7 protein-coding genes are annotated in these 9788 nt (G+C 55.2%); all 7 read right to left on the reverse strand.

What is annotated here, in order from left to right; all coding sequences use genetic code 11:
- Positions 1 to 129: 129 nt before the first annotated feature.
- Positions 130 to 2265 (reverse strand): glycosyltransferase family 4 protein, encoded by a 2136-nt coding sequence (locus tag MRBLSP13_RS15050; protein WP_363755347.1) that lies wholly within the window; start codon positions 2263 to 2265, stop codon positions 130 to 132.
- Positions 2266 to 2311: 46 nt separating this feature from the next.
- Positions 2312 to 3328, reverse strand: coding sequence for a GDP-mannose 4,6-dehydratase (locus tag MRBLSP13_RS15055; RefSeq protein WP_363736923.1), 1017 nt, complete (start codon positions 3326 to 3328; stop codon positions 2312 to 2314).
- Positions 3329 to 3363: 35 nt separating this feature from the next.
- Positions 3364 to 4308 (reverse strand): GDP-L-fucose synthase family protein, encoded by a 945-nt coding sequence (locus MRBLSP13_RS15060; RefSeq protein ID WP_363736921.1) that lies wholly within the window; start codon positions 4306 to 4308, stop codon positions 3364 to 3366.
- A gap of 29 nt (positions 4309 to 4337) precedes the next feature.
- Positions 4338 to 5372 (reverse strand): hypothetical protein, encoded by a 1035-nt coding sequence (locus MRBLSP13_RS15065; protein WP_363755349.1) that lies wholly within the window; start codon positions 5370 to 5372, stop codon positions 4338 to 4340.
- 17 nt (positions 5373 to 5389) lie between these two features.
- Positions 5390 to 6550: an AGE family epimerase/isomerase gene (locus MRBLSP13_RS15070; RefSeq protein WP_363736917.1), complete on the reverse strand. Its 1161-nt coding sequence runs from the start codon at positions 6548 to 6550 to the stop codon at positions 5390 to 5392.
- A gap of 39 nt (positions 6551 to 6589) precedes the next feature.
- Complete coding sequence (locus MRBLSP13_RS15075) at positions 6590 to 7882, reverse strand: HAD-IIIA family hydrolase (RefSeq protein ID WP_363736915.1); 1293 nt, start codon at positions 7880 to 7882, stop codon at positions 6590 to 6592.
- 80 nt (positions 7883 to 7962) lie between these two features.
- Positions 7963 to 9219 (reverse strand): polysaccharide biosynthesis/export family protein, encoded by a 1257-nt coding sequence (locus MRBLSP13_RS15080; protein WP_363736913.1) that lies wholly within the window; start codon positions 9217 to 9219, stop codon positions 7963 to 7965.
- Positions 9220 to 9788 lie beyond the last annotated feature (569 nt).

A 9788-nucleotide genomic window follows, 5' to 3' on the forward strand; every position in this document is an offset into this window, starting at 1 on the left:
TCCTACGATGACATCGTCGACCACTGCTGCTTCGCCTGGAACAGCCTCGTCAATCAACCTTGGCGCATCATGTCCATCGATTTGCGCCAATGGGCACATGGGTACCGATTAATGCTCGTTGGTATAATCTTACAAGATTTGTTCGATGCTATCCTGCCAGCGGAGTTGTTCACGCATTACATTCGCGTGGAAGCGCGAATCCGCGTCGCCGGCATAGAGCAAGGCCATGCTATAGGCAGTGTAGGCGCCTGCATAATCCTTGAGCTCCTTGCACGCATGGCCCAATTGCTTCCAGGCGGCGGCATCTTTTGGCCGCAGGCGCAGCATGGCGCAATAATGCAGACGGGCAGTTACCCAATCTAGCCGTCGTGCGGCCAGTCTGGCGCGCTTGAGAGGCAGGCGGTCAAGGTGAGGTATGGCTCGTAATAATCGAGGCGCCTGTCCACCGACCATGTGACGGCTGTCTACAATCAGTTCTCCGGTCGTTCTGTTTTGGACGATCATTTGCTTCAGCGCTTGAGCTAACAACGCCGATGCGGAAGCGGACCGCGAGAGGCCGATCCCGTATATCGCCGCACGGCAGCAGCCCGCTTCAACATGCAGTTGCAATTCTACGTCCTTGCTGGGACGAATAGGTAGGGCGATTTCCTTTACGCTTGGGTCATCATCACAAAAGGTCCACTCCGAGGTCTCGCCCGTCTCTTCATTCTCAACCTTGATAGTGCCGCCACCGGGTAAGGAGGCGAGGCAACAAAAGATCAATAACTCCTCGTTGAGGCCCTGCGTACGCAGGACCATTTTCATGCTCGGTCCTCCATATACTGCGTCGTCCCGAATTTGATCCCAGCCGAATGTCAATGTCGACAATGCAGCTGCCCGACGGGCAATGCCTGCCTCCTGCAATGGTGTTCCGATTGGGCATGGCTGTTCAATGGGCAGGGGTGCATAACGACGCGATCCGAAGGAGCGCGACAAAGCTTCGACCAATCTTGCCGTGAAATCCGGCCAACTACTTGGACGGAAATGCTGATGGATAAGATTGCGTAACTGTTGCCTGAAATCATCCTTCAACAGCAGGCGGATTTGAATCAGCGCTGCGTTCACATCATTCGGCGGACAATAGAGCGCCAAATCCCCTCCGGCTTCAGGAAGAGATGCGGTATTGGCTGCCAAACATGGCGTTCCACGCGCAAGACTTTCGCTGATTGGCAGCCCCCAGCCTTCAGCTAGGCTGGGGTAGACGGTAAAAAGGCAGTGATCATAGAGCCAGGTTAGGTCGCTATCAGACGCAGAGTCGATGTGGAGGAAATGAGTTGGACCCCATTTCAGTCCCTTCATGCGGTGCAGCAAGGCAGTCACTTTCCAGCCAACCTTGCCGGCAAATACCAGTCGGGGTGCGGCATCGCCATACTCGACATGGAGCTGATCCCAGATATCCAATAGAAAATCGTGATTCTTTCTGGGTTCGAGCGTTCCTACACACAGAACAAAACGTTGTCCCATGAGTTGCCGGACGATCTCGCTCGGCTGTTCCGATATGATGTTCGGAAAGGTGGAGGCCATGCCGGTCCGCAGAATGTCCGGGCATGGCAAGTTCAACGTCATTGCACAGGAACGAATCTCGTCTGCCACATAGCGTGAACTGGTCATCAGCACGTCGCTTATGCCAAGCATCTGCGCAAAAGCGCTTAGCCAGATCGATCGGTCTGTCGACTTAAAATAGATGGGATAACGCCAGATTAGCACATCATGAATGAATGTCGCGATGCGGAGTCGCGGAATCTGGCGCAACTCCAGCAACAGGGACGGATCATGCAACCAAAAGGCACCGGCAATCAGGATAATGTCGTCGACTTCGGGCGTCCATTGTGCGGCAGATGCCTGAATGCGGGCACATTTTGCCTTGATCTCGCTAATTGCACATTTGCCTGACTGTAGGTCGGCGAAAAGTGACAAGCAGCCGGCCGTCTCGATAGTGACCAGCTTCAAGCCGGTATAATCGCTCGCCACGGCTCCGCAGGCTATACCCAGATTATCCAGAGCTGAAAACATATTGGCAATAACGCGCTGAATACCTGAAACTGTTCGGTTTCCGGCATGCGCATAGCGTAGAATATCGGTGCAATCGATCCACAGTCGCCCACCGGAAAGCCATTTTTCGGCGCTGTGCTCATTGCGGATGGCGGTGCCGTCTTGATAGGAATGGTTCTGCATGATCCACTCAAAGATCGGATGGCAGTGCCATACGACCGCCTTCGTGACCATGAATGATTTCGCGCCGTCGCACTATGTGGCGATGGCGCGAAATGGCTTAGCGCGTCAAGAAATCGCCTTGAGTCGAAACGCGCTGACGCCAATAGTCCAGCAGGTCGCGCATGGTCGTTTCGAACGAGATTTCGGGTTTCCAGCCGGTATGCTTTTCGAACTTAGTCGTATCGGGCACCTGAAGATCGGCGTCGATTGGACGCAGCCGTTCGGGGTCCATTTCAATATGAATGTTCTTGACGGTCGAATAGGATAGCAGCGTGTCAAGCATGTCCTTGACCGAGCATATGTGGGTGCCGCCGATATTATAATAGGCGCCGGGGGTCGGGTTGATCGTCACCATCATATAATAAGCGCGGACAGCGTCACGAACGTCCGCCCACGTACGCAGCGAATCCAAATTGCCGACCTTGACCACGGGCGGGATGCGATTCTGTTCAATTAGTGCGATCTGCTTGGCGAAAGTCGATTCCGCGAACACGTCGCCGCGACGCGGACCAGTGTGCGTGAACATGCGGGTCGTCATGACAGTCATGTTAAACGCTTCGGCGTAGTAACGGCCGATTAGATCGGTGCCGACTTTCGAAATTGCATAGGGCGAAGCCGGGTGGAACGTACATTCTTCATTGATCGGCAGCTTTTCTTTCGGCACGCGACCGAACACTTCCGACGATGCACAGACGTGGATCACTGCTTCGGGGCTGTATTTGCGCAGCGCAGCCAGCAGGCGCTCGGTGCCCTGGATATTCGTGTCATAGGTTTCGAGCGGAGCATCGAAACTGGTCTTGGGGAAGCTCTGGGCGGCCAGATGGAAGACATAATCCGGTTTGGCCTGACGCACCGCATGATCTAGTGACAAGCTGTCGCGCAGATCGCCGTGGATCAGTTGGACGCGGTCCTTGTTGTTGATTCGTGAGATATGGTGCTGAAGATTGTCCATCGGACTGCGCCAGCGACTAAGACCATAGATGTCCCAATCGGTATTTTCCAGAAGGAAGTCGAGCAGGTGAGAGCCGACCATACCGGTGATGCCGGTGATGAGGCAATTCTTTTTATTGGACACGAAAATCTCCTGATCCGTAATCATCTATGTCAAAATTACTTGCGAGCGCTTTCATAGTTCTCGGCAAACCAGTCATAGGTCTGCTTCAGCCCTTCATGCAGGCTCACCTTAGGGCGGAAGCCCAAGATGAAAAGCTTGCTTACATCATAATAGCGATATTCTTGGCCGTCCGGCTTGCTAGTGTCGAATTCGACCCGACCCATCCCGATGCCCGAAATTTCCGCCAGCGACTCAATGATTTCCCGGATGGCATGTACATTGCCCGAACCCATGTTCATCGCGCCCTGACCACCTTCCATCATGGTGACCAGCGCTTCGGCGACATCAGAACTGAAGGTGAAGTCGCGGCGTGCCTTCCCGGTGCCCCACGGCGTGATCTTCGTGCCATTCTTGGCCGCCATATAGAATTTGTGGACCAATGAGGGGGTCACATGGCCGTTTTCGATATCGAAGCTATCGTGCGGACCGAACAGATTGCCGGAGATCACGAAGACATAATCCATGTCATATTGCGCCTTATAGGCTTCCAACATGGAGTAAAGTAAGCGCTTGGAGTGCGCGTAGGAATCTTCTGAATGGTGCGGCGCACCCTGAAAGATCATGTCTTCGGTCAGATGTTCAGCTGGCGGCGGATAAGGATAGACGCAGCCTGAGCCCATGGCGACGATCTTTCGTACGCCGACCTTACGGCTGCTTTCGATGACATTGGTGTTGATCATGACATTGTCATAGATCGACAGGCCCTTATTGTTCATGTTGCCCATGATGCCATAGACGCGGGCGGCCATATGAAACACGAGATCGGGGCGAAAGCGTTCGAACATGGCATCGGTCTGCTCGGTCGACGTCAAGTCATATTCGTTGCTTCCCGGCGCAAAGACTTCAACATCCATTTGTTGCAGGCGCGCGCGTAGCGCCTGACCGACCAGCCCGCGGCCACCGGTCACCAGAATTCTGGATTTCTTGTCAATAACAGTCATTGGCTCCCCTTGTAGGCTGAAGGTATGCGTTAAGCATGCCGCGATGACGCATCATAGTTGGTTTCGAGTTCGGGATTGTATAGCACAACCGAGGCGCCACTATTCTCAAATCCGAAGGACATATCCACCATGGGCTTCAGGCGGTCAATAACGGCCTGCCGATTATGCGGTTCGACATAGAAGAGCAGGAAGCCCCCACCGCCCGCGCCGAGCAGCTTGCCGCCGATCGCTCCTGCCTGAAGCGCCTCGTCATAGGCCTGATCAAGGCCGCCGTTCGACACGCTGCTGGACAGTGCACGCTTGCGCATCCAAGCTTCGTGCAACAGGCGACCGAAATCATTAAGGTCTCGGCCGCTGTCTTCCAGTATTTCGCGACCTTCGATCACCATGTCGTGGATGGCGCGCAGTTCGTCGGTCTTATTCTTGATTTCCTTGATCTTCTCACCCTCGATCTTGCTTGCCGAGCGTGTGAATCCAGTGAAGAACATCACCAGATTTTCGTTTAGTGCGCGCTTCCGTTCGGGCGAAATCAGCACCGGTTCGACAGAAAAGCTGTTGTCGGCGAAGAAGCGAATCTGGTTCATGCCGCCGTAGGCTGCGGCGATCTGATCTTGCGAACCGACCGGTTCCTTCAGCAGATCCTGCTCGATGCGGATTGCTTCGCGCGCGAAGAAATGCTTCGAACCGATATTGCCGTTGTTGCCCAGATAGGCCTTTAGCATTGCAACGGTGAAGGCCGAGCTCGATCCGAGGCCCGACTGAGCAGGAAGGTCGGCATTGTACAGAACTTCGTAACCCCAGTTGTGTTCTTCGCCGTAATTATTCAATACTGCCTGAACGATCGGATGCTGGATTTCGGAAATAGATTTGGTTTCTTCGATGATCCGCCAGGATACACGATAGTTGAAGTCGAACACCTTGGGTAGCTTGCGCAGCGTAACGTAGAGATATTTGTCGATCGTCGTCGACAGGACTGACGCCGGCTCGCCAGTGCGAAACCATGTCGGATGATCGGTGCCGCCTCCGAAGAAGGAGACGCGCATGGGGGAGCGAACGATGATCATGATTTGTCTCTCTTTGCCTATTTGCCGGCCGTGCAAGACATGAGTTCCTTCAGTCCGCAGGTAATGTGGTAAAAAGAACTGGCGGGTGCGTCCTGCTGCATCCAACTGCCGTCGGCCATCCACCGGTCATACCAGGTGCCCGGGCACGGCGTTTGGAAATAAGGAACCAAGCCGCGGTAGGCGGCGACCACCTCGTCCGCCTCTTCCTGCGTCTTCAGACGGCGATAGCGAGCAACTGCGGCCTTAAGCCGTTCGGTCTGCGGCCACAGGCGAGCATTGCCATCGATGATCGACCCGTCGAGCGAGACTTCGTTGATCGCGACCCCCCGTTCCGGACAGATGCCGTACGAGCGCGCGAAATCCGCCAATCTCGTCGCGACCGGAACGCCAGACAAGTCGCCGAACGCGATTTCGAACAACCATGCCCATTCTAGGCAGTGCCCTGGCTCGACAATCGATCCGGATGCATCTTCAAGTGCCGTCCAGCTGATGTCGAAGTATTCGGTAACCGCGCCGGTTTGCGCATTTTGGAATTTGTCCTGAAATAAAGTTAGCAGATCGTGCTTCAGCCTCTGCCAACGTTCGTCGCCGGTCGCTTGATAGAGGGCATAGGCGGCCTCAAACATATGCATATGTGGGTTCTGGCGATAGGGCGGGCAGGGGGTGATCTGACCTTCCCAGAATCCGCCTTCGGGGCGGCGCCATTCGGCGTCCATCCGATCCATCACCTTGTTGGCAATGTCGAAATATTCCGGACGGCCCAGCGCGCGCCCGGCATGGGCAAGCGCGAACAGGCCAAAGGCATGATCATAGAGATCTAGGCGCGGATCAACAACCTCGCCCGCCTCATCGAACTGGTGCACAAACAGATTGCCGTCCTGAAGGCCGCGCCTGAGCAGAACGGTCATTGCCTTCTCGACCAGAGCCTTCCATGGGCCTTCCCAGCCCAGTTCGCCAGCGGTGATGAAACTGTATATCTGGCGTGCCTGCACCATCATTCGGCGGGGGATATCGACAAATTCGCCTGTTAGGGTCAATCTTTCGGCAAATTGCCCGTCAGAACAGACGCCCCTCGTTCCCCAAAGCGGGGCGGCATGATTGAATAGCCAATTCTTGGCGTGATGTTGGGCATCCGCGATAGACTGAATATCTGAAACTTCCATATTGAAGGCTGGCAACGGGCACCTCCTAGCAAACTTGGTTGCGGCGGGTTGGAGTTAGGAAATAAGGCTGGCCCATGCGGGGCTGTTAAAAAGGAAATCGTCCAGCTGACCACCCTTGAAGTAGAGGCCGGGAATGCCGAGTGCTGCGGCAGCGTCCATGTCGCTCTGCTGATCGCCGACGAATATAGCTTTCTCACGGTTCAACCGAAGCTGGCGGATGGCGCGCGAGAGCATAGCCGGCGAAGGTTTGCGGCCCAAAGGCGCGGGGGCGCGATAGGAATCCACAACCGCATCGGGATGATCCGGGCAATAATAGAACTGATCGATGAACGCGCCGTGCAGGTTGAGCTGCTGCTGAATATGATGGTGCAGACGCCAAATATCCGGTTCACCATAATAGCCGCGCGCCACACCAGCCTGATTGGTTACCACGACCACGGCGATGCCCGCATCGTTGGCGGCCTTGATCGCAGCCATTGCACCGGGCACCCATTCCCATTGGTCGAGGGAGTGGGTGTATCCATGATCGATGTTGAGCACGCCGTCCCGGTCGAAGAAGATGACGGGGCGAGTCCGGCTGGGCAGGTCTTTCTGCGCCTGCTGCAATGTTTCAGGCAGGCCGATGTCGAGGAAATATCCACTAGAAGCGATGCCCACGATCTGGCGGCGATCGGCTAGCACGGGCAGCACATCCTGCTCCAGCGATGTCGGCCGATCAGGGATCAAATCCAGCACCGACCGGCGCAAAGCGTAGATTCCTGCGTTGATGACGCCATTTTTCTGAGCTGTGTTTGGATTTTTTTCCCGGAAGCGGACCACATGGCCGTCGTTATCGACATCTACAGCGCCATATCGGCTGACATCATCTATTTCGCGCAAGCTGATCGAGCAGGCGGCATCAGGCGTGCTTGACAACAAGGCATCTACCGCGCGAATATTCGTATCGAAAATAGTGTCGCCGTTCATCAGAATGAAGCGGTCTGCCAGCGCCTGTTTTGCGAACGCCAGCGCACCCGCTGTGCCCATCGGCTCTGGCTCGATCAGCACGTCTATGTCGGCGCCCCAAATGCGGCGGTGCGCATAGCGTTCGGCAACTTGTTCGCCCAAATGGCCCGCAATCATAAGGACATGGCGGAACCCCTGCCGCAGCGCGCCGTCTAGCAGAAAGTCGAGGAACACCTGACGTTCGTCGATCTGCATCAAAGGCTTGGGCGTACTCTGTGATAGAGAACCGAGCCGAGTTCCTTTCCCCCCGACCAGAATGACAAGTTGCTGCGATGTGCACGGAGTCAAAGCAAGGGAAGAGCAAGAAGAGGATAAGACGGTTTCCGTTGCGGTAGGATTCATTCTGCTCAATCTCTTGAATTGACGGTCTTCGTCATGGAGGAATTGGTGGTCTTGATACGCGCAGTGCGATTTTCACCACTTTACCGCGTTAAAGTGCCGACGCTGACTGCAGGGAAGACAATCGAGGATAATAGATTGGTAAATTTCTGTAGATCAGCAATAGGAGCATTCGTGACATAAAGAAGATCCTTATCCTTGATCACGAAATTCTGTGCTATGAAAAATGAAGCTGGGTCATGCAGATTAACTTTATATATTACAGGAACTTTGCCGTCCGCGGTTTGCGGCGCTTTTTGGGCGGCATTAGGGGTCAATGCCTTGCGATCTTCATAACGAAATATGAAGACGCCCTGCGGATTAGCACGCTGGTCTTGCAATCCGCCGATGCGGCCTAGAGCTTGCGATAGGGTAATACCTTGCGCCTCGATCGAGATTTCCTCATTGCGACCGGTTGCGCCCAGCGACGTGAAGCTGAAGGGCTGATACAGGGCTGTGATTACATCACCGGGTTGAAGGATGATGTTTTGACGCGGGTCGCGGATGATATCGTCCAGTGCCATGGAGCCACTACTATCACCGCGCGACAACCGCAGGGTGATTTTGCCTGTCGGCTGCTTCGTGCCGCCTGCAGAGGCTAGAGCGTCAAGTATCCGTTCTCCATGAGCCGAAAGGGGCACGCGCATGCTTTGATTTACATCCCCTACGATAGTCGCGGTCGCGGCGGTATTATGCGTAATACGGACGATGACCTGTGGCTTGTGTGCCTTGCCGGCCAAGCGGGATACGATGTCGGCTGCCACCTTGTTGGGCGTGCGTCCGGCCGCCATAACTGACCCAGCGAACGGAACTTCGATCCGTCCGTCAAGATCGACCATCTGGTCGGAAAGGTCGAAAGATTGCGACGTATCAGGTGAGGAAGACGCCAAGGCTGCAATCGTGGGCCGACTGGAACCGAACAGCGCGGCGGGCGGCGCTTCCCAGATGGAAATATTCACCACATCGCCACGTCCGATTACGGAACCCACAGGCGATCCATCGCCGAATGTTGCCATGAAAGTGGTCCCCACCCCAGCCGCGGCCACTTGCCGCGCAACCTCGCTGGTCATGTCGATCATCTGAATGCCAAGATCGGCCTGCGCCTGAGTCGTATTACCGGCATTGTTGATCGCGCGTGTGGATGGACCATCTGCGCCGCTGAAGCTGGTGCATGCCGACAAGGTGAAAATGGCTGTGGCCGTACTCGCCAGAAGGCCCGATCCGGAAACATGAGAAAAGCGCGAGAAAATAGCGGGCGCAGCGTTTTTCAGGGTCACGAAAGCATCCAGTTCATCTATCATTGTGAGATGACGCATCATTGCGCGGTGTTGTGCCTAGAATAGGCCGGGCGGCTCCGCAAGCTGTGGCGTCAAAAGGCCATGATCTGAAGCCTTCTTCCTCGTTTGGATTCTGTGCGGAAAGTCAGGGTTGTGTTCTCCGTTGGCGCCAATGGCATGGTGTTGAGGTCGTGATTCAGGGAGGCGTGGAGCTTCGTCGTAATGACGAAAGAATGAAGATGAAGTGCCAACCCTCTGGGAAAAATCGCCAGTGAAAGTCTTTGTTGAGAGGGAGGTAAGGACATTCGACGCAGACCCGACGGCACTTCAACTCATGTAGTCCTATGCGATCGCCCATTTTCCTCGCCAGCTGGCGCTGCTGTTAGTACGGCCTATCGATCGACTCGTGCATGTGGTCGGTGTCCACGCTAGCATAGCGCTGAACTATCCTTAATGACTGCCAACCGCCTGAGGTGGTGTCGGCAATTCGGACAGGGTGATAAGCTCATCCCGACCTGAAGGAATGGACGGGAATGAAGACGACGAGAAAGCGCTACAGCGCCGAGTTCAAGGCGAAGGTGGCGATGGAAGCG

Source organism: Sphingobium sp. LSP13-1-1.1 (assembly GCF_040676415.1).
Classification (GTDB): domain Bacteria; phylum Pseudomonadota; class Alphaproteobacteria; order Sphingomonadales; family Sphingomonadaceae; genus Sphingobium.

Bases quoted from the DNA above. Each gene is read 5' to 3' on its own strand.
- MRBLSP13_RS15050 (WP_363755347.1), bottom strand. From the start codon at position 2,265: ATGGTCACGAAGGCGGTCGTATGGCACTGCCATCCGATCTTTGAGTGG.
- MRBLSP13_RS15060 (WP_363736921.1), bottom strand. From the start codon at position 4,308: ATGACTGTTATTGACAAGAAATCCAGAATTCTGGTGACCGGTGGCCGC.
- MRBLSP13_RS15065 (WP_363755349.1), bottom strand. From the start codon at position 5,372: ATGATCATCGTTCGCTCCCCCATGCGCGTCTCCTTCTTCGGAGGCGGC.
- MRBLSP13_RS15075 (WP_363736915.1), bottom strand. From the start codon at position 7,882: ATGAATCCTACCGCAACGGAAACCGTCTTATCCTCTTCTTGCTCTTCC.
- MRBLSP13_RS15080 (WP_363736913.1), bottom strand. From the start codon at position 9,219: ATGATAGATGAACTGGATGCTTTCGTGACCCTGAAAAACGCTGCGCCC.